Annotated in this window: 15 protein-coding genes; 13 read left to right on the top strand and 2 right to left on the bottom strand. The window is 63.3% G+C overall.

Annotated features, from left to right (window positions below; genetic code table 11):
- The first annotated feature begins 41 nt into the window (after nt 1–41).
- From Q8X51_RS21285 to Q8X51_RS21330, 10 genes are all read left to right on the top strand, one after another.
- Entirely contained in the window at nt 42–2,435 is a 2,394-nt protein-coding gene (locus Q8X51_RS21285; protein WP_407694378.1) for a TonB-dependent receptor plug domain-containing protein, read from the top strand.
- A gap of 15 nt (nt 2,436–2,450) precedes the next feature.
- Entirely contained in the window at nt 2,451–3,416 is a 966-nt protein-coding gene (locus Q8X51_RS21290) for an amino acid ABC transporter permease (RefSeq protein WP_065927297.1), read from the top strand.
- Entirely contained in the window at nt 3,409–4,182 is a 774-nt protein-coding gene (locus tag Q8X51_RS21295) for an amino acid ABC transporter ATP-binding protein (RefSeq protein WP_090406292.1), read from the top strand. Before Q8X51_RS21290 ends, Q8X51_RS21295 begins: the two co-directional genes overlap by 8 nt.
- Nucleotides 4,183–4,200: 18 nt before the next feature.
- On the top strand, nt 4,201–5,124 hold the full coding sequence (locus Q8X51_RS21300) for an ABC transporter substrate-binding protein (protein ID WP_074847285.1): 924 nt from the start codon (nt 4,201–4,203) through the stop codon (nt 5,122–5,124).
- 12 nt (nt 5,125–5,136) lie between these two features.
- Nucleotides 5,137–6,720, top strand: a complete 1,584-nt coding sequence (locus Q8X51_RS21305; protein WP_407694377.1) for a flavin monoamine oxidase family protein — start codon at nt 5,137–5,139, stop codon at nt 6,718–6,720.
- An 11-nt stretch (nt 6,721–6,731) separates the two neighbouring features.
- The gene (locus tag Q8X51_RS21310) at nt 6,732–7,154 is read left to right on the top strand and encodes a RidA family protein (RefSeq protein WP_027607428.1); all 423 of its coding nucleotides are present in this window, start codon (nt 6,732–6,734) and stop codon (nt 7,152–7,154) included.
- 224 nt (nt 7,155–7,378) lie between these two features.
- A complete protein-coding gene (locus Q8X51_RS21315) occupies nt 7,379–7,879 on the top strand; it encodes a DUF2165 family protein (protein ID WP_323147364.1) in 501 nt (166 codons plus the stop codon).
- A gap of 36 nt (nt 7,880–7,915) precedes the next feature.
- On the top strand, nt 7,916–9,022 hold the full coding sequence (locus tag Q8X51_RS21320; RefSeq protein WP_065948042.1) for an efflux RND transporter periplasmic adaptor subunit: 1,107 nt from the start codon (nt 7,916–7,918) through the stop codon (nt 9,020–9,022).
- A gap of 21 nt (nt 9,023–9,043) precedes the next feature.
- Nucleotides 9,044–12,127 (top strand): MexW/MexI family multidrug efflux RND transporter permease subunit, encoded by a 3,084-nt coding sequence (locus Q8X51_RS21325; protein WP_407694376.1) that lies wholly within the window; start codon nt 9,044–9,046, stop codon nt 12,125–12,127.
- On the top strand, nt 12,124–13,566 hold the full coding sequence (locus Q8X51_RS21330) for an efflux transporter outer membrane subunit (protein ID WP_407694375.1): 1,443 nt from the start codon (nt 12,124–12,126) through the stop codon (nt 13,564–13,566). Before Q8X51_RS21325 ends, Q8X51_RS21330 begins: the two co-directional genes overlap by 4 nt.
- On the opposite strand, the gene Q8X51_RS21335 is transcribed toward Q8X51_RS21330, so the two are convergent.
- Nucleotides 13,533–14,270, bottom strand: coding sequence for a nitroreductase family protein (locus Q8X51_RS21335; RefSeq protein WP_065927305.1), 738 nt, complete (start codon nt 14,268–14,270; stop codon nt 13,533–13,535). The genes Q8X51_RS21330 and Q8X51_RS21335 overlap by 34 nt on opposite strands.
- 35 nt (nt 14,271–14,305) lie before the next feature.
- Nucleotides 14,306–14,959, bottom strand: a complete 654-nt coding sequence (locus Q8X51_RS21340) for a helix-turn-helix transcriptional regulator (RefSeq protein WP_065927306.1) — start codon at nt 14,957–14,959, stop codon at nt 14,306–14,308.
- Between the two features lie 343 nt (nt 14,960–15,302).
- On the opposite strand from Q8X51_RS21340, the gene Q8X51_RS21345 reads away from it, so the two are divergent.
- From Q8X51_RS21345 to Q8X51_RS21355, 3 genes are all read left to right on the top strand, one after another.
- On the top strand, nt 15,303–16,358 hold the full coding sequence (locus Q8X51_RS21345; RefSeq protein WP_065927307.1) for a class I SAM-dependent methyltransferase: 1,056 nt from the start codon (nt 15,303–15,305) through the stop codon (nt 16,356–16,358).
- The gene (locus Q8X51_RS21350; protein ID WP_407694374.1) at nt 16,358–17,251 is read left to right on the top strand and encodes a VOC family protein; all 894 of its coding nucleotides are present in this window, start codon (nt 16,358–16,360) and stop codon (nt 17,249–17,251) included. Before Q8X51_RS21345 ends, Q8X51_RS21350 begins: the two co-directional genes overlap by 1 nt.
- Nucleotides 17,252–17,327: 76 nt before the next feature.
- Nucleotides 17,328–18,359, top strand: coding sequence for a formylglycine-generating enzyme family protein (locus tag Q8X51_RS21355; protein WP_027607437.1), 1,032 nt, complete (start codon nt 17,328–17,330; stop codon nt 18,357–18,359).
- Nucleotides 18,360–18,361: the final 2 nt, after the last annotated feature.

Below are 18,361 nucleotides of genomic sequence, written 5' to 3' on the forward strand. Positions count from 1 at the left end.
GTGACTGCCCGACTTCGCGATTTGGAATGTCTGGAGTGGCTATGAAGCAAGTCTTACAACCGACCGCCATCCTGGCGCTGGCAGTCCTGGCCAACACCGCCCAGGCCCAGGACGACAGCACCCTGTCCACCGTGGTGGTCACCGGTAACCGTGGCGCCGAACAACGCACGGTCACCAGCAGCCCGGTGCCGATCGATGTGGTCAGCGCCAAGCAACTGCAAAGCACCGGCAAGCCCGGTTTGATGGAGGCGTTGAGCGCGGTGATCCCGTCGCTGACCCTGCCGGAAAAAACCGGTTGGGACGCCAGCGGCATCGCCCGTGCGCCGAACCTGCGCGGCATGAGTGCCGCCGAGGTGCTGGTGCTGGTCAATGGCAAGCGCCGCCACACCGCGGCCACCCTGAACATCAACGGCATCAACACCGGCGCCGCGCCGGCAGACCTGGATTTGATCCCCATCAGCGCCATCGACCACGTCGAAGTCCTGCGCGATGGCGCCGCTGCCCAATATGGTTCCGATGCCATCGCCGGGGTCATCAACGTAATCCTCAAGGCCGACACCAGCGGCACGTCGGTGACGAATGTCGGCCAGGGTTACGACGGCAAGAAACAGACCGTGCAGCAAAGCCTCAACAAGGGCTTCGAGATCGGCAACGGCGGCATCGTGCAGTTGGCCCTGGACGCGCGCAGTCAGAACGACGACAACAAGGCCAGCGCCAACGGCTACACCTATGCCCAGGCCTTTGAGCAGGCCGGCCGCTCCACCTATGGCGGCTACGGCACACCGAAGACCAACCTGCTGACCCTGGGCTACAACGCCGAATTGCCGATCGACGACAGCTTCAGCCTGTATTCCTTCACCACCTATTCGCGGCGCAAGGCCGAGCAGGGCCAGAACTTCCGCCTGCCGACCATCACCAACACCATTACCACCGGGCCTAACGGTTACCCCGGCGGCTACACGCCGACCTGGTATATCGACGAGGACGACTTCCAGGCCGCATTCGGCGGTAAAGGCACCGTCGGCGAGTGGGACTGGGACCTGTCCACCACCTACGGACGCAACGCGGCGGAGCAGGGCACCACCCATAACCAGAACCCCTCCCTGGGCGAGGCCACGCCGAACAGCTTCACCTCCGGCACCTGGATTTCCACCGAGCTGACCACCAACCTCGATTTCAAGCGCGGCTTCGATATCGGCCTGCAAAAGCCGCTGGACCTGAGCTACGGTTTCGAACATCGCCGCGACACCTACGAGGTGCAGGCCGGTGACTATGAGTCCTATGCCAACGGCGGCTACTGCGTGGCACCGGGTAACTGTGCGTCGTCCGGGGCCCAGGTCACCAACGGCATCTCGCCGGATGAAGAAAGCAGCGCCTCGCGCAACAGCCTCGCCAGTTACGTCGACGTGGGCTTCAACCCGGTGCCGGACTGGTACGTGGGCACCGCGTTTCGCTACGAGCATTACAACCAGGGCGTGGGCGCTACCCGCAGCGGCAAGCTGACCACCCGCTACGACTTCACCCCGCAATTCGCCGTGCGCGCCACCGTGAGCAATGGCTTCCGTGCGCCGTCCCTGGCCAACAGCCTGTTCAGTGCGCGGTCCACCACCTATGGCGTGGTCGACGGCGTGTACCAGTCGATCAACTACGGCGTGCTGCCGGTAGGTTCAGCCGCTGCCCAGGCTCTGGGGGCGCAGGAACTGAAACCCGAGCGTTCCACCAACTTCAGCCTGGGTTTCACCCTCACCCCCACCGATCGCCTGAGCTTCACCGCCGACGCCTACGTGATCAACCTGCGCGACCGCATCACCCTCACGGGCACCTTGCTCGGCCCGGAAATCACCCAGGTGCTGCAAGGCAATGGCATCACCTCCACCTCCGGCGGCCAGTACTTCATCAACGGCGCCGACACCCGCACCAAAGGCCTGGACCTGGTCAGCAACTACAGCCAGGACCTCGGCCCCTATGGCGCGCTGAAATGGACCGCCGCGTTCAACTGGAACCAGACCAGAATCCTCAACTACAAGGAATCCACCACGATCCTGGGCACGGCCTATGACCTGATGGACCGCGAGGCACGCAACCTGATCACCGGCGTGCAGCCCAGCACCAAGCTGATCCTCGGTGGCGACTGGAGCATCGAGCGCTTCAACCTCAACCTGGCCCTGACCCGCTACGGCTCTTACAAAGAGGTCAACGTCTCCGCCGACCGCAGCCTCGACCGGGTCTACAGCGCCAAGTGGATCACCGACCTCGACCTTGGCTACACCCTCACCAAAGACCTCAACGTGGCCATCGGCGCCAAGAACCTGTTCGACGTCTACCCGAAAAAACAAGGTGTACCGAGCAGCACCATGGTCAGCAGCTACGGCACCTATTCGCCCTACGGTTTTACCGGCGGGTACTACTACACCCGCTTGACCTATGCCTTCTAGGCCGAGGAATACACCATGCCCATCGTTGCCAAATCCTATGACCTGATTGACTCGCCCGGCGCGCTGCGCCAGGCGCGAGTGTCCACACCGATCAAAGCCCTGCAGGTGGTGCCCGCGCGGCACCCCTGGCGCTGGGCCGGGTCGATCTTTGCCGCGCTGGTGCTGCTCGGCATCGGGCATTCCCTGGCCACCAACCCGCGCTGGGAGTGGGGCGTGTTCGGCCAGTGGTTCTTCTCGCCGTCGGTGCTGCGTGGCCTCGGCCAGACCCTGTTGCTGACGCTGCTGAGCACGGTGTTCAGCGCCATCCTCGGCACTGCGCTGGCGTTGGCGCGGCTGTCGGGCTCGCCGCTGCTGGCGGCCCTGGCCTGGGGCTACATCTGGTTTTTCCGCTCGATGCCGGCGCTGCTGGTGCTGATCATCCTCTACAACTTCGCCTACCTGTACGACCACATTGTCCTCGGTGTGCCGTTTACCGACCTGGTGTTCGCCGAGTGGTCGACGGTGGACGTGCTCAGCCAATTCACCGTGGCCGTACTGGGCCTGAGCCTGATGCAGGCGGCGTACGCGGCGGAGATCATTCGCGGCGGCCTGATCGGTGTGGATGCCGGCCAGCATGAAGCGGCGGCAGCCCTGGGCTTGCCGGCCTCGCGGCGCATCTTCCGGATCATCCTGCCCCAGGCGCTGCGCTCGATCCTGCCGTCGGGGTTCAATGAAATCATTGGCCTGGTCAAGGGCACCTCCATCGTCTACGTGTTGGCCTTGCCGGAGTTGTTCTACACCGTGCAGGTCATCTACAACCGCACCCAGGCGGTGATCCCGCTGCTGATCGTCGCCACCGTCTGGTACCTGATCATCACCACCGTGCTCACCAGCGCCCAGTACTACGTCGAGCGTCATTTCGCCCGGGGTACGGCCAGGGTGCTGCCGCCCACTCCATTGCAACGCGTGCGCCGCTGGCTGAAGGAGAACACCCATGAGTGAAGCCCGTGCCGGCCGTATCCAGATCCAGGGCGTGGGCAAGCGCTTTGGCAATCAACAGGTGTTGAAAGACATCGACCTGACCATCGATCCGGGCAAGGTCACGGTGATTCTCGGGCCGTCCGGCTCGGGCAAGTCCACCTTGCTGCGCACCATCAACCACCTGGAAAAGATCGACAGCGGGCACATCACCATCGACGGTGAATACGTCGGCTATCGACGCAAGGGCGACCTGCTTTACGAGCTCAAGGAACGCGAGATTCTCAAGCGCCGTATCGACGTCGGTTTTGTGTTCCAGAACTTCAACCTGTTCCCGCACCTCACCGCCTGGGAAAACGTCGCCGAGGCGCCGCTGGCGCACAAGCGCTGGAGCAAGGCCGACGCCCAGGCCAAGGCCACCGCACTGTTGGCCAAGGTTGGCCTGGCGGACAAGGTCGATGCCTACCCACGCCAGCTTTCCGGCGGCCAGCAACAGCGCGTGGCGATTGCCCGCGCACTGGCGCTGGACCCCAAGGTGCTGCTGTTCGATGAACCCACCTCGGCCCTCGACCCGGAACTGGTGGGCGAAGTACTCGACGTGATCAAGGGCCTGACCCAGCTGGGCGTGACCCTGGTGATCGTCACCCACGAAATCGGTTTTGCCCGCGAAGTGGCCGACCACGTGGTGTTTCTCTGCGACGGCGAGTTGATCGAAGAGGGCCCGCCCGAACAGATTTTCCGCCAACCCCGACATCCCCGCGCCAAAGCCTTTCTCGGCAAGGTGCTTTAGTTCAAGGAGTGACTGCCCATGTTCATCAACACCACCCGCGTGGCCCTGCTGGCGCTGGCCGTCAGCACCGCGCAAAGCGCATTCGCCGTGCAACAGGTCGACCTCAGCCCTGACCGCCCACGCATCCATGTGCCGCGTAACGAAGCGGCGATTGCGCAGATCCCGCCGGGCTTCAAGTTCGCCCAGCCGGGCAAGTTCACCGTGGCTGTGTCCGGCGTGGCCGGGCCGCCGCTGGCGCTGCTGGCCAGCGACGACAAGACCACCATCGGCAGCGAAGCCGACACCGCGCAACTGGTGGCCGACAGCCTCGGCCTGCAACTCAATGTGGTGCAGACCAGCTGGGAAGACTGGCCCCTGGGCGTCAGCTCGGGCAAGTACGACGCGGTGATCAGCAACGTCACCGTGACCGAGGCGCGCAAGAAGCGCTTTGACTTCGCCACCTATCGCCAGGATGTGCTCGGCTTCTACGTCAAGACCACCAGCAAGATCAGCGAGATCAAGCAGGCAGCCGATATTGCCGGGCTGAAGATCATCGTCGGCTCCGGCACCAACCAGGAAAAAGTCCTGCTGGCCTGGAACGAGGCCAACGAAAAGGCCGGCCTCAAGCCCGCGCTGTTGCAGTACTTCGACGACCAGGCCGCCGCGCAACTGGCGGTGCAATCGGGGCGCAGCGATGCGCTGTTCGGGCCCAACTCGGTGTACGCCTATTCGGCGGCGATTACCGGCGGCATCAAGCGCGTCGGCACGGTGAACGGTGGCTGGCCATTGCAGGCGGACATTGCCGTGACCACCCGCAAGGACAACGGCCTGGTCAAGCCGATCCACACCGCCCTGGAAGGCGCGATTGCCGGCGGCCAGTACGAGCAGGTGCTGCAACGCTGGGGCCTGGATGTGGAGCGCGTCGACAAGTCGCTGATCAACCCACCGGGCCTGCCGGATTAAGGAGCAATCGACATGGGACTGACACGACGTGAAGCGTTGTCGAGCATCGCTGCGGTAGGCGGCGAAAAAGCCGTCAAGGATGCACTCGCGGTACTCGGCCTCGGGCCGTCATCGCACCGCCGACCGCAACCGTTGAAACTCAAGGACGGTCTGGGGCAGGGCACCCGCGTGCTGGTGCTGGGTGCCGGGATTGCCGGGCTGGTCACCGCCCTGGAACTGACCCGCGCCGGGTTCAGCGTGCAGGTGCTGGAAGCCCGTGGGCGAGTCGGCGGCCGCACCTGGACAATCCGTCATGGCGACCGCGTGGACTATAAGGATGGCCGTACGCAGACCGCCGCGTTCGAGCCGGGGCATTACTTCAACGCCGGGCCTGCACGGATTCCCAGCCAGCACCGCACGATCCTCGACTATTGCAGTGAGCTGGGGGTGCCGCTGGAAGTGCTGGTCAACAGCAGCCATGGCGCCCAGGTGCGGCCGGATGTGAACCAGCCGGCCTTCACCGTCGGCCAGGCGATCAACGATGCGCGCGGGCATTTGTCCGGGTTGCTGGCCAAAGCGGTGCAGCGTGATGCCCTCGACGATGTGCTGAGCGCCGAGGAACGCACGCGCTTGCTGGCGTTTTTGCACGTGTATGGCGACCTGTCCCAGGAGCTGGCCTTCGAGGGCACGATCCGTTCAGGGCACCTGGAGTCCCCGGCACATCCCGGCGCCTTGCCCGCCAGCCGCAGCCCGTTGGCGCTGGACCAACTGCTGCACCCCGAACTGTGGGGCGCCTTGCTGCACACCGAATTCCCGGAATTCTCGGCGACCATGTTCCAGCCGGTGGGTGGCATGGACCGCATCACCGATGCCTTCTACCGGCGCGTCAGCGATCACGTGCAACTGGGTGCCCAGGTGCGCCAGATCCGTCAGTTGGAAAACGGCGTAGCCGTGACCTACCACGACCAACGCAGCGGTCGCGAGCAGGTGGTACGCGCCGACTATCTGGTCTCGACCTTGCCGCTGCCGCTGCTGGCCAAGCTCGACACCGACTTCAGCGACCCGATCAAGGCCGCCTTGCTCAGCACCCGCAGCGACCAGGCCACCAAAGTGGCGTGGCAGTCCCCACGCTTCTGGGAAACCGACTACCGCACCTACGGCGGCCTGTCGTGGATCGAACACCCGGCGCGCCTGCTCTGGTACCCGAGCAACGACCTCAACACCCGCGAGGGCCTGCTGGTGGCCGGTTACGTGACCGGGGAGGGCGCCGATGCGTTTGGCGCGCGACCGTTCGACCAGCAGTACGCCACCTCCAAGGAAGCGGTGGAGCTGCTGCATCCGGGCTACTCCAGGCACCTGCGTCACCCGCTGGCGGTGTCCTGGGAACAGATCCCCTTCAGCGAAGGCCCGTGGCTGCAACGTGAACACTTCCCCGCCGATGCCAGCGCCTTGCTCGAAGAGGGCCACGGCCGCGTGTACTTCGCCGGCGACGGCCTGGTGCAAAGCGGCGTGGGCATCTGGCAGGAATCGGCGGCCAACTCGGCGCGGCATGTGGTCGCGCAACTGGCTGAACGCGTGACCCGACAAACACACCTCGCGGCAGTGGCCGCCTCCTAAGGAACACACCCATGAGCGACAGCATTCAACGCACCAGCGTCGGCGATTTTCCGATCTCGCAGACCGTCACCGTACCGGCGTCCGCCAGCCTGATCTTTGTCAGCGGGACCTTGCCGGACCTGGTTGATCCAACGGTTCCCGGGGTGTTTGGCAACACCGAAGTGCAGACAGTTTCGGTGTTCAACAAGCTGCGCCAGATCCTGCGCCAGCAAGACCTGGACCTGGGCGATATCGTGCAGTTACGGGTATTCCTGGTCGGCGCCGAGGAAACGGGCGGCAAGCTGGATTTCGCTGGGTTGCAGCGTGGGTATACGCAGTTCTTCGGCACCCCCGAGCAGCCGAACAAGCCGGCACGCACCGCGTTGCAGGTCGTGGCCTTGCCATTGCCCGGTGCACTGGTGGAAATCGAAGCCATCGCCGCCAGGACGGCGTGATAATCCCTCGCAAGTAACCCCCCCCTCACAACCGCTTCCGGGCTTCGGCGTGACTGCGCCGAACGCCCCGGCGGGCGCCTGTCAGACAGCGTTTCCAACCTTCCTGAAGCCCCTCCCGCACAAAGATAAATCTTGTATTTAAACGCCTGCGACGTATTATCCAAGCAATGTCTTGTGTATATACCTGAGGCTGGATTTCCCTTTCGGCAAATACGGAGGTTTGAATGACTGTGGAGGCAGGGTTACTGGGTCACTCGTTGTCGGTGTTCCTGGGCGTACAGGCCGTCGGCTTGAGCCTGTGGCTGAGCATTGCGGTGCTTAACAACTGGCAAGCGTTTCGCAGCTCGGTAGGCGCGGTAGGCGCGACCATGGCCATGGAGCCGTTGCGCCAGAGTCCTGCCATCGACATTCCCTTGCTGGTGCGGGCCGTGCGTTCACCCCGTCTGCACCAACTGGCCCTGCTGGTGGTGCTGGCCCTGCAATTGGTCGCCGCGCTCGCGGCCTGGACCGGCAGCTATCAGTTGATCCTCGGCGACGGCCTGCTGTCGGCACGGCCCTGGCTCAACCTGGCCCTGAGTGCGTTTTCGGCGTTTGTCTTCGCGATGCTGCTGGGGGGCTTGTGGTTCGGCTACTGGATTCGCCAGGAGGGGTTGCAACTGACGCACCTGGTGCTGACGATCTGGGCGGTACTGGCCTTCTTCCTGTTCAACCACAGCTGGCTGTGAACCGCGTGTAATGCACTCATCGTGATAAGGACGTCCATGAACAAGAAGAAGATAACCAGCCTGGTGTTGATTCCGGTGGCGGTCATCGCAGTGGTGATGATGTCGCGCGCGCCGTCCCAGGCCCAATCCGCCGATGCCCCCGCCAGCGCGTTGACCAAGGTGGCCCTGGGGGCGGTGCAAGTGCGCCCGGCCAATGTGTATTTCGCCGGCGTCGGTGAGCTGGAAGCGGCCTCCCAGGTGCAGGTTTCCGCCGAGGTCGGCGGGCGGGTCACGTTGATCAACTTTGAGTCGGGCCGCCAGGTCAAGGCTGGCGAAGTGCTGGTCAAGCTCAACGATGCCCCGGAACAGGCCGAGCAGTTGCGGCTGCAGGCCCAGGTGCGCAATGCCGAGATCATCCGCAAGCGCGTGACCGGGCTGGTCAGGGAAAACGCTGCGACCCAGGAACAGCTCGACAACGCCCGGGCCGCCCATGACATGGCCTTGGGCGAGTTGAAAAAAGTCCAGGCACTGATTGCCCAGAAGACCATCCGCGCGCCCTTCGCCGGAGTGCTCGGCATTCGCCAGGTCAACGAAGGGCAGTACCTCAATGTCGGCGACCGCATCGTCAGCCTGGTCAACACCCAGGTGCTCTATGTCAATTTTTCCCTGGATGAGCAGCTCAGTCGCCGCCTGGTCGTCGGGCAAACCGTGGGCGTGCTGATCGACGCCTACCCTGACCGGGTGTTCAAGGCGCGGATCAGTGCCGTCGACCCGATGATCGGCCGCTCACGCACGGTGCAGGTGCAGGCCACGCTGGAGAGCCCGGACGCCCCCCTCAAGCCGGGCATGTACGCCAGCGTCAAAGTGGCCGATACCGAGGTGGCCGATGTGCTCACCGTGCCGGAAACGGCGGTGGCTTACACCGCCTATGGCGATACCGTTTTCCTTGCCCGCCCGGACCAGGGCGCCACGCTGGTGGTCAAGCGGGTGGCGGTGAAAATCGGCCAGCGCCAGGACGGTTGGGTCCAGATCCAGGAAGGCTTGCACGAGGGTGACCAGGTGGTGACCTCCGGGCAACTCAAGCTCAGTGACGGCATGGCGGTGCAGGCGACCGATGACACCCTGGCCCTGCCTGCGTCCAAACCGCCTGTGACGGGCATCTGATTCTTCGCCCAGAGAACGCTCATGACTTTCACCGATATTTTCGTTCGGCGGCCGGTGCTCGCGCTTGTCGTCAGTATTCTGATCCTGCTGCTGGGGATCATGTCCTTGTTGCAGCTGCCGATCCGCCAGTACCCGATGCTGGAAAGCTCCACCATCACCGTGACCACCGAATACCCCGGCGCTTCGTCAGACCTGATGCAGGGCTTCGTCACGCAACCGATTGCCCAGGCGGTGTCATCGGTGGAAGGCGTGGATTACCTGTCGAGTTCGTCGGTGCAGGGGCGCAGCGTGGTCACGGTGCGCATGGAGCTCAACCGTGACTCGACCCAGGCGCTCACGGAAGTCATGGCCAAGGTCAACCAGGTGCGTTTCCGGCTGCCGGAGCAGGCCTATGACCCGGTGATCGAGCGCTCGTCCGGCGAGTCGACGGCGGTGGCCTATATCGGGTTCTCCAGCCCGACCCTGTCGACCCCGGCCTTGACCGATTACCTGGCACGGGTGGTGGAGCCGGTGATGAGCACCATCGAGGGCGTGGCCAAGGTCCAGGTGTTCGGCGGGCAAACCCTGGCGATGCGCCTGTGGATCGACCCCGCACGGCTGGCCGCGCGCGGCCTGACCGCCGCCGATGTGGCTGACGCGGTGCGCCGCAACAACTACCAGGCAGCGCCGGGCAAGGTCAAAGGCCTGTTCGTGGTCGCCAACCTGCGGGTCAATACCGACCTGACCAACGTCAATGAATTTCGCGATTTGGTGCTGCGCAACGATGGCAACGGCTTGGTGCGCCTGAAGGATGTCGGCACCGTGGAGCTGGGCGCGGCGTCCAGCGAAACCAGCGCCACCATGGATGGCGTTTCGGCCGTGCACCTGGGGTTGTTCCCGACGCCCGGCGGCAACCCGCTGGTGATTGTCGACGGTATCAAGAAACTCCTGCCGGACGTGCGCAAGACCCTGCCGCCGGACGTCAAGGCCGAGCTGGCGTTTGAAACCGCGCGCTTTATCCAGACCTCCATCGACGAGGTGATGAAGACCCTGCTCGAGGCCTTGCTGATCGTGGTGATCGTCATCTACCTGTGCCTGGGGTCGTTGCGCACGGTACTGATTCCGGTGGTGACCATCCCCTTGTCGATGCTGGGGGCCGCGGCGCTGATGCTGGCGTTCGGTTTCAGCCTCAACCTGTTGACGCTGTTGGCGATGGTGCTGGCTGTGGGTCTGGTGGTGGACGATGCGATTGTGGTGGTGGAGAACGTGCACCGGCATATCGAGGAAGGCAAGACCCCGGTGGCGGCCGCCCTGGTCGGGGCGCGGGAAGTGGCGGGCCCGGTGATCGCCATGACCATTACCCTGGCGGCGGTGTATGCGCCTATCGGCATGATGGGCGGCCTCACGGGCGCGTTGTTTCGTGAGTTTGCCTTGACCCTGGCCGGTGCGGTGATCGTGTCCGGCGTGGTGGCGCTGACGTTGTCGCCGGTCATGAGCTCGTTCCTGCTGCAGTCCAAGCAATCGGAAGGGCGCATGGCACACCTGGCCAACCGCGTCTTTGACGGCCTGGCACTGCGTTATGCCAAGGTGCTGGACCTGTCGCTGCGGCATCGCTGGCTCAGCGGGCTGTTTGCCTTGCTGGTGATGATCAGCCTGCCGTGGTTGTACCAGTTGCCGCAGCGGGAGCTGGCGCCCACCGAGGACCAGGCCGGGCTGCTCACCGCCATCAAGGCGCCGCAACATGCCAATTTGGAGTACGTCGAGCGCTTTTCCGCCAAGCTGAATGAGGTCTACGGGCGCCTGCCGGAAACCGTCAGCACCTGGATCATCAATGGCAGCGACGGCATCGCCTCGAGCATTGGCGGCATCAACCTGACGTTGTGGGGCGAGCGCGAGCGCACCGCCGCGCAGATCCAGGTCGACCTGCAAGCGGCTACCAACGACGTGGAAGGCACCAGCATCTTTGCCTTCCAGTTGCCTGCCTTGCCGGGCTCCACCGGTGGCCTGCCGGTGCAACTGGTGCTGCGCAGCTCCCAGGATTACCGCGTGCTGTACGAGACCATGGAGCAGATCAAGCAGAAGGCCCGCGACAGTGGGTTGTTCGCCGTGGTCGACAGTGACCTGGACTACAACAACCCGGTGGTACAGGTGCGAGTGGACCGGGCCAAGGCCAACAGCCTGGGGATCCGCATGCAGGACATCGGCGAATCGCTGGCGGTGCTGGTGGGGGAAAACTACCTCAACCGCTTTGGCCTGGAGGGCCGCTCCTATGATGTGATTGCCCAGAGCCCGGGCAGTGAGCGACTGACGCCCGAAGCCCTGACCCGCCAGTATGTGCGCACGGAAGACGGCACACTGATTCCGCTGTCGACGGTGATCCAGGTGTCCGAGCACGTCGAACCCAACAAGCTGACCCAGTTCAACCAGCAGAACGCCGCGACCTTCCAGGGGGTGCCGGCTGCCGGGGTCACCCTGGGCGACGCCGTGGCGTTCCTGGAAGGCGTCACCGCCGAGTTGCCCGTGGGGTTCAGCTACGACTGGCAATCCGATGCGCGGCAGTACACCCAGGAAGGCAATGCGCTGCTGCTGGCGTTCCTGGCGGCGGTGATCGTGATCTACCTGGTACTCGCGGCGCAGTACGAAAGCCTGATGGACCCGCTGATCATCCTGATCACCGTGCCGCTGTCCATCAGCGGCGCGCTGATTCCCCTGGCGCTGGGCTACGCCACGATCAATATCTACACCCAGATCGGCCTGGTGACCCTGATCGGGCTGATCAGCAAGCACGGCATCCTGATGGTCGAGTTCGCCAACGCCCTGCAGGCCCAGGAACACCTCGACCGTTCCGAGGCGATACGCAAGGCCGCGCAGATTCGCTTGCGGCCGATCCTGATGACGACGGCGGCCATGGTGGTCGGCCTGGTGCCGCTGCTGTTCGCCTCGGGTGCCGGGGCCAACAGCCGCTATGGCCTGGGGGTGGTAATTGTATCGGGCATGCTGATCGGTACCTGCTTCACCCTGTTCGTGCTGCCGACGGTCTACACCCTGCTGGCCCGCAAGCATTCAGTGGCGGCCGCGACCCCGAGGGCCCAGTCCCTGGCGCAAACCCTGAGGAGTGAACCATGAAGCCCGGCAAAACTGTCACCACCGTGCTGGCGCTGATTCTGCTCAACGGCTGCATGGTCGGGCCGCATTACGAAAAGCCCATAACCCCGCCGATCAGCCTGGTCACTGCACAAAAGGCCTTGTTCGCCCAACAGGCGCCGGTGCAGGCCCAGTGGTGGTCGTTTTTTGACGACGCCGAGCTCGATCGCCTGATCGACACGGCGCTGGCGCATAACCATGACATTCGCCAGGCCCAGGCCAACCTGTTGGCCTCCCGTGCGGTGTTTGATGACCGCCGGCTCGACCAGTATCCCGGCGTCACCGCCCGTACCGCCTATGGCCGCAGCCTGGAGCAGCAGTTGCCGTTCGACGGTGGGCCTCCCGAACGGATGCTGTCGCAGACCTATCGCGCCGGCTTTGATGTGCAGTGGGAGATCGACGTGTTCGGGCGTTTGCAACGCTTGACGGCCTCGGCCCTGGCACGCTCGCAGGCGGCGCAGGCGGACCTGGCGCTGATGCAGTTGAGCATCGCTGCCGACGTGGCGCGTTATTACTACGAGCAGCAGGGCTTGAGCCGCAGCCTGGAGGTGGCCAAGGCCCAGGTCAGTGCCTGGCGCGAAACGCTCACGCTGACCAGCGCTCAGGTGCGCGCCGGCAGCGGCCAATTCGAGGATCAGCAAAACGCCCACGCCAACCTGCTGCTCAGTGAGGCGGCGATTCCACCGTTGCTGACGCGGATCCAGGAAACCGCTTATCGCCTGGACGTATTGACCGGCCAACCCCCGCGTCAACAGCAGGCGTTGGCCAAGGCGCATTTCCTCGCGCCCCTGGCCCGGCAACTGCCCTTGGGCGATGTCGACCAGTTGATCCGCAATCGTCCGGATGTGGTCAGCGCCGAACGCCTGCTGGCCGCCAGCACCGAAGACGTCGGCGCGGCCACGGCGGACTTGTACCCACGCCTGAACCTGGGCGGTTTCATTGGCTTCTTCGCCCTGCGCGGCGGCGACCTGGGCAGCGCATCCCGCGCGTATGAGCTGGCGCCGTCGGTGGACTGGCCGGCGTTTCGCCTGGGCAACGTGCGTGCGCGCCTGCGCGGTTCCCAGGCCCAGGCCGAAGGTGCCCTGGCGCGCTATCAACAGTCGCTGCTCAAGGCCCAGGAAGATGTGGAAAATGCGCTGATGCGCCTGGCGCAGGACCAGACCCGCCTGGGCGCGTTGCTGGCGTCCGCCACCCATGCCGAGCAGGCGATCGACATCGCCAGCAAACGCTACCGCAGCGGTTCGGGCACCTACATGGCGGTGCTGGAAAACCAGCGCGCGTTTTTCCTGATCAAGAAGGATGTGGCCGATGCCGAGACGGCGTCCTACCTCAACGCCATCGCGCTATACAAGGCGCTGGGCTGGGGCAGTGGCGGTGCGCAGCAGGCTCAATCAGCGGACAAACCATTGGCCAGCAACTGAGCCTTGAGATCGGGCCGGTAGTTGCGTGCATACGTGCGGCCCACGGTGCTTGACCAGGATTGGCCGTCCGCACGGCCAATGATCTGCCAATGGCGCATCAGGTGCTGGTCATAGGCACTGATCGCCGGTGCCAGCGCGGCACGGTTGTAGCGCTCGTCGTGACGGAAGGCTTCGATGCCCATGCGCGGTTTCTGTGCCGCCGGCTCGTGCACATGACCCAGGGCCAGTCCGCACAGGGCGAAGGTCTGCTCGGGCAGCCCGAGCAGCTCGATCATCGCTTCAGCGTTGGCACGAATGCCACCCACCGGCACCACGCCCAACCCCAATGAGCGTGCGGCGATCATCAGGGTGCTGAGGATAATGCCGCCGTCGGTGCTGGCGGCGATCAGCCCTTCCAAGTGCCGCTGGATCTGCTGTTGCTGGCCATTGAGCGCGGCACCGACGGCGGTCTTGTGAAAGTCCACCACCAGGGTGATAAACACCGGTGCCGACGCGATCCAGGGCTGGCCGCCAGCTATTGCCGCAATGCGTTGGCGGGTGCCTGCGTCGCGCACGACCACCACGGAAATATGCTGGGCATTGAAGGACGTCGGCGCCAGGTGACCGGCACGCAAGATGGCATCCAGGTGTTCGTCGCTGACGGGCGTGGATTGGAAGCTGCGCTCGCTGCGGTGGTTGGCGAGCAAGTCGATAGTCGGTGTCATGGCCTTATTCCTTTAGGGCGGTTGGTGTGGGGCGGTCAGGTGCGCGGTTGAATGTTATAGACGCAACGTCGGTCGCCGGAGATCAGGTGTTCGCAACGTTCGACAAGGGTGTCGTCGCCCATGGCTGCACGAAATATCTGCAACTCCGAGCGGCAGAAACCCTGGCATTTGCGCGCGGCAGCGCAGATCGGGCAATGGTTTTCGATCAGCAGCCAACCTTCACCCGCGGGTTCCATGTGCGCCATATAGCCGGCGAGTTCGCGGATGCGCACCAGGATGGCGACTTTTTCTTCCAGGGACGAGGCTTGCGAACACGCCTGGACGTATTCCTGGCGATTGGTCGCTTCCATGCTGGTGATGATTTTCTCGATGCCATCACTGCCGAAAACCCCCTCGATGGATTCGATCAGGTGCAGGGTCAGCACGCTGTGGGAATCGGGGAATTTGTTGTGTGCGGTGTCCGTCAGCGCCCACTTCAACGAAGGGCGGCCGGCCCCGGAAGTGGGTGCCGAAACGCCGACGATCAACTCCGATGCCTGCAATTTCTGGATTTGTTGCCGGGTCGCCTCAAACGTGAGTTCCAGCAGCGAAGCCAGTTCGGTGGTTTTCAACGGGCCACGGGTCTTGAGCAAAAACAGGATGCGTTCGGCGGTGGATGACTGGGTATCGTCGGCAGGTTTGGAGGTCATAAATCGCGTGTAACCATGGGGAGTGAGGGCATCACTGGAGTTCGTCGACCTTTGGCGCCATCCATTGCGTAAGGGGTAGTGGGCATGAGCATAGTCATTTTTGCCGCTCAGGAAAATAATAAATAAAATGAATTAATAATTAATTATAAATAGCGAATAATTATAAAAGGTTTGACTTGCTTTTGTAGGACTTAGGGCTAGGATCGTAGCTAGCTTTTTTGGAAGCTGCTCCAGAACATTCATTTGCACACGACTCCGGACCGTTAGAAAACACGCTACGTCTCAAACACTGATTGCTTGCCGACGTCAGCGAAGACAAAAACATTCAAGGAAGAGAATCTGTATGAATGCGCAAAAGCCGACGACCATCTATGAGCACGCTGATGAAGTAACTGCTCTGTCCAGCGTGGTCGACCTGGTGAAACTCTCCGACCAGTATCGACAATCCGCCATCCTTCACTTCGCTGTAGCGCAGCACCTCTTCGATCAAACCACCCGCCCGGCTACCGCCGACGCAATCAGCCAGCAATTGGGCTGGGTGCCCAACAAGGCCAAGATCTTTCTCAATGGCCTGGTTGCCCTGGGTCTGTTGAAAAAGTCCGCCGACACCTATACCAACCAGCCCCTGGCCGAGCGTTTCCTGGTCAGCCGCAGCGCCGAGTTCATCGGCCCGATCATTGCCCACCAGCGCTTGCAGTGGCAGAACTGGCCACGCCTGGGGGAGATCCTGAGCAGCGCCGAGTCCATGGATTTCCAGCAGGAGAACCGCTTCAAGCACGACATCGCCGCACGTGATGCCTTCAACGATGCGATGGTGCGCTTCAGTCAACCCATGGTCGATGTGCTCAAGGAATTGCCGGTGTTCGATACCGCCAGCAAGGTCATCGACCTGGCCGGTGGACACGGCACCTATATCGCCGAAATCGCTCGGCGGCACCCTCAGGTCCAGGGCGAAATCTGGGACCTGGCCGCCACGCGCCAGTCCGCCGAAAGCACCGTCGAGAAGTACCAGTTGGCGGGGCGCCTGACGTTCAAGGAACGTAACCTGCTGGACCTGGCCCGTTACGAAGGTGAAAGCGCCGACGTGATCATGGTCAATGACTGCCTGCACTACTTCACCCGCGAAGAAACCAGCACGCTGATCCGCTCGGCTGCCCAGTTGGTCAACGACGGCGGTTCGTTGCTGGTGCTGAGCATGACCCTGGAAGACGATGAAATTCACCCGGCGCTGTCGGCGGATTTCTCCCTGCACATGATGGTCAACACGGTGCACGGCGAACTGCATCCCACCCGTTGGATTGCCGAACAGATGGTTGCCCAGGGCTTTGAGGTGGTGCAGGAACCTATCGGGCGCTACAGCCTGTTGATAGGTCGCCGTACCGAGGGGAGGGTTGCCTGATGCTGCGCTTTATTACCTTGTACAGCTCCGACACGGCCGCACGTCTGAACGGCTTTCTCGAGCCGTTGAACACCTGCGCGAAAGCCGCCGGTTTTGAACTGTGCGCGGCCGTGGAGGGCGCGCAATTACCCCAGGCCGACGGGTTTATCCTGTTGGTGTCGGCGGCAGACAGCCTCGACACCCTCACGACTCGGCTCGCGGCATTGGCCGATGGTTACCACAACAAGGCCGTCAGCATCGTGCGCCTTGCCGAAGGTCGCACCGGGCAACCTGCCGGCGATCCGCTTAACGCGGCATTGCTGCAACGCACGGCCTGTTTCATTTACCCCCATGGCCTGGCGATCACTGACGCGGGCGTATCCCCGGACACGGTGAAAAACTGGTTGGCCGGTTTCTCCAAATTCGCCGCCGCGATCAAAATGTGGCGGTCCCTGGAAGGTGTATCCATCGAGGCTGCCGCGTTGGAGTCCCAGCGCCCGCAACTGACCCATATCAACATCCTCACCCGCGACCTGGAAGCCTCCCAGGCGTTCTATCGCGACATCTTCGGCGCCCACTATTGCTACAACCTGGGGCCGCGCAAAGTGGTGATGGAGTTGAATGGATTCGACTTCTTCATCGAACACAATCCCGACTTTGTCTACCCGCCGGGCTACCACATCGGCATTCGTGCGCTGCCGGAGGATGTCAAGCGCATCGCCGACAAGGTGGCTGCCGACGACAACATCACCCTGGTCAAGGGCAATGGCCCCGCGCCGGGTTATCACCACGGTCCGGACAACGTCCGCACGGCCGTGTACTTCGAAGACCCCGATGGCCTGGTGGTTGAGGTGTACTCCACCGAAATCGAGATGATCGAGACCAATCGAAGGTTGCTGCTCGACCGACTCTGATACCTGACTGATCCCCACACGCCGAGCGGTTTCGCGCTCGGTCGTGGATGTGTTCGCTCGGAATAAAGGTGTACCTATGACGAATCAATACGGTTGGCATTGGCCGACGCTGCCGAGCCCTTTGCCAAAGAACGTGTCTGATCGGGTATTGATGGGCTACCCGCAGGCTTACGTCGAATATGAACTGACCCGGCAAATCGCCGACGCCACCGGACAGCTGATGAGTGCGCCCATCGAGCAACTGCTACGGGTGGTCGAGTCGGTTGCCGAACCCCTGGTGCGGCGTATCGCCGCCGGTGAAGTGCTGGGCTACAAGGGCGACCCGCGCATCGACGTGTTCAGCCCCGCCATGTGCGACGTTCCTGCCGCCCAGGTCGAGATCGGCCTGGAGCCGCAGCGCGTCGACGCGGTCATGACCGCCTACGCCGGGCTGGGCCTGGACCGCAGTTGGATCGAGAAAGAAACCCCCAACCATCGGGTCGACCTGGCGAGCTTTCGCATCGGTCGCTACCCGGTCACCAACAGCGAATATCGCGCCTTCCTGCTGGATACCGGTTATCCGTTCCTGCCGACCGGCTGGGCCTTTGGCCGCTTTCCCCAGCACCAGGCCAACCACCCGGTCTACAGCGTCAGCGACGTGGATGCCGACGCCTACGCCCAATGGCTGAGCCGACGCACCGGGCGCGCGTTTGCGCTGCCCAGCGAAGCACAGTGGGAATACGCCGCGGCAGGGCCGCAGCGCTCTCAGTTTCCCTGGGGCGAAACCTTCAATGTCGAGTACGCCAACACCATCGAGTTGGGGTTGCTCACGTCGACACCCGTCGGGGTGTTCCTCGAGGGCGCCTCGATGTTTGGCGCGCTGGACATGGCCGGCAACGTGGAAGAGTACGTTGCCGACGATTATCGGGCCTATCCGGGCGGGCCTGAGATCAACGATGACCTGGTGCTGGATGTTGGTAGGCACCGGGTAGCCCGTGGCGGCAGTTTCACCCGCTTCAGGGATCTTGCGCGCAATCAGCGCCGACATGGACGTTATCCAAGACCCATCTATGTCATGGGATTCCGTTTGGTAGAAAACCACTCTGGCCAGAACGCGACACTTCCATAGAG

It is taken from the genome of Pseudomonas sp. Yb2C2 (assembly GCF_052112325.1).
GTDB classification, from domain to species: Bacteria; Pseudomonadota; Gammaproteobacteria; order Pseudomonadales; family Pseudomonadaceae; genus Aquipseudomonas; species Aquipseudomonas marginalis.

Coding starts and splice junctions, on each gene's coding strand:
- Q8X51_RS21305 (WP_407694377.1), top strand. CDS start 5,137: ATGGGACTGACACGACGTGAAGCGTTGTCGAGCATCGCTGCGGTAGGC.
- Q8X51_RS21295 (WP_090406292.1), top strand. CDS start 3,409: ATGAGTGAAGCCCGTGCCGGCCGTATCCAGATCCAGGGCGTGGGCAAG.
- Q8X51_RS21300 (WP_074847285.1), top strand. CDS start 4,201: ATGTTCATCAACACCACCCGCGTGGCCCTGCTGGCGCTGGCCGTCAGC.
- Q8X51_RS21315 (WP_323147364.1), top strand. CDS start 7,379: ATGACTGTGGAGGCAGGGTTACTGGGTCACTCGTTGTCGGTGTTCCTG.
- Q8X51_RS21310 (WP_027607428.1), top strand. CDS start 6,732: ATGAGCGACAGCATTCAACGCACCAGCGTCGGCGATTTTCCGATCTCG.
- Q8X51_RS21290 (WP_065927297.1), top strand. CDS start 2,451: ATGCCCATCGTTGCCAAATCCTATGACCTGATTGACTCGCCCGGCGCG.
- Q8X51_RS21345 (WP_065927307.1), top strand. CDS start 15,303: ATGAATGCGCAAAAGCCGACGACCATCTATGAGCACGCTGATGAAGTA.
- Q8X51_RS21355 (WP_027607437.1), top strand. CDS start 17,328: ATGACGAATCAATACGGTTGGCATTGGCCGACGCTGCCGAGCCCTTTG.
- Q8X51_RS21330 (WP_407694375.1), top strand. CDS start 12,124: ATGAAGCCCGGCAAAACTGTCACCACCGTGCTGGCGCTGATTCTGCTC.
- Q8X51_RS21325 (WP_407694376.1), top strand. CDS start 9,044: ATGACTTTCACCGATATTTTCGTTCGGCGGCCGGTGCTCGCGCTTGTC.
- Q8X51_RS21285 (WP_407694378.1), top strand. CDS start 42: ATGAAGCAAGTCTTACAACCGACCGCCATCCTGGCGCTGGCAGTCCTG.
- Q8X51_RS21335 (WP_065927305.1), bottom strand. CDS start 14,270: ATGACACCGACTATCGACTTGCTCGCCAACCACCGCAGCGAGCGCAGC.
- Q8X51_RS21340 (WP_065927306.1), bottom strand. CDS start 14,959: ATGACCTCCAAACCTGCCGACGATACCCAGTCATCCACCGCCGAACGC.
- Q8X51_RS21320 (WP_065948042.1), top strand. CDS start 7,916: ATGAACAAGAAGAAGATAACCAGCCTGGTGTTGATTCCGGTGGCGGTC.
- Q8X51_RS21350 (WP_407694374.1), top strand. CDS start 16,358: ATGCTGCGCTTTATTACCTTGTACAGCTCCGACACGGCCGCACGTCTG.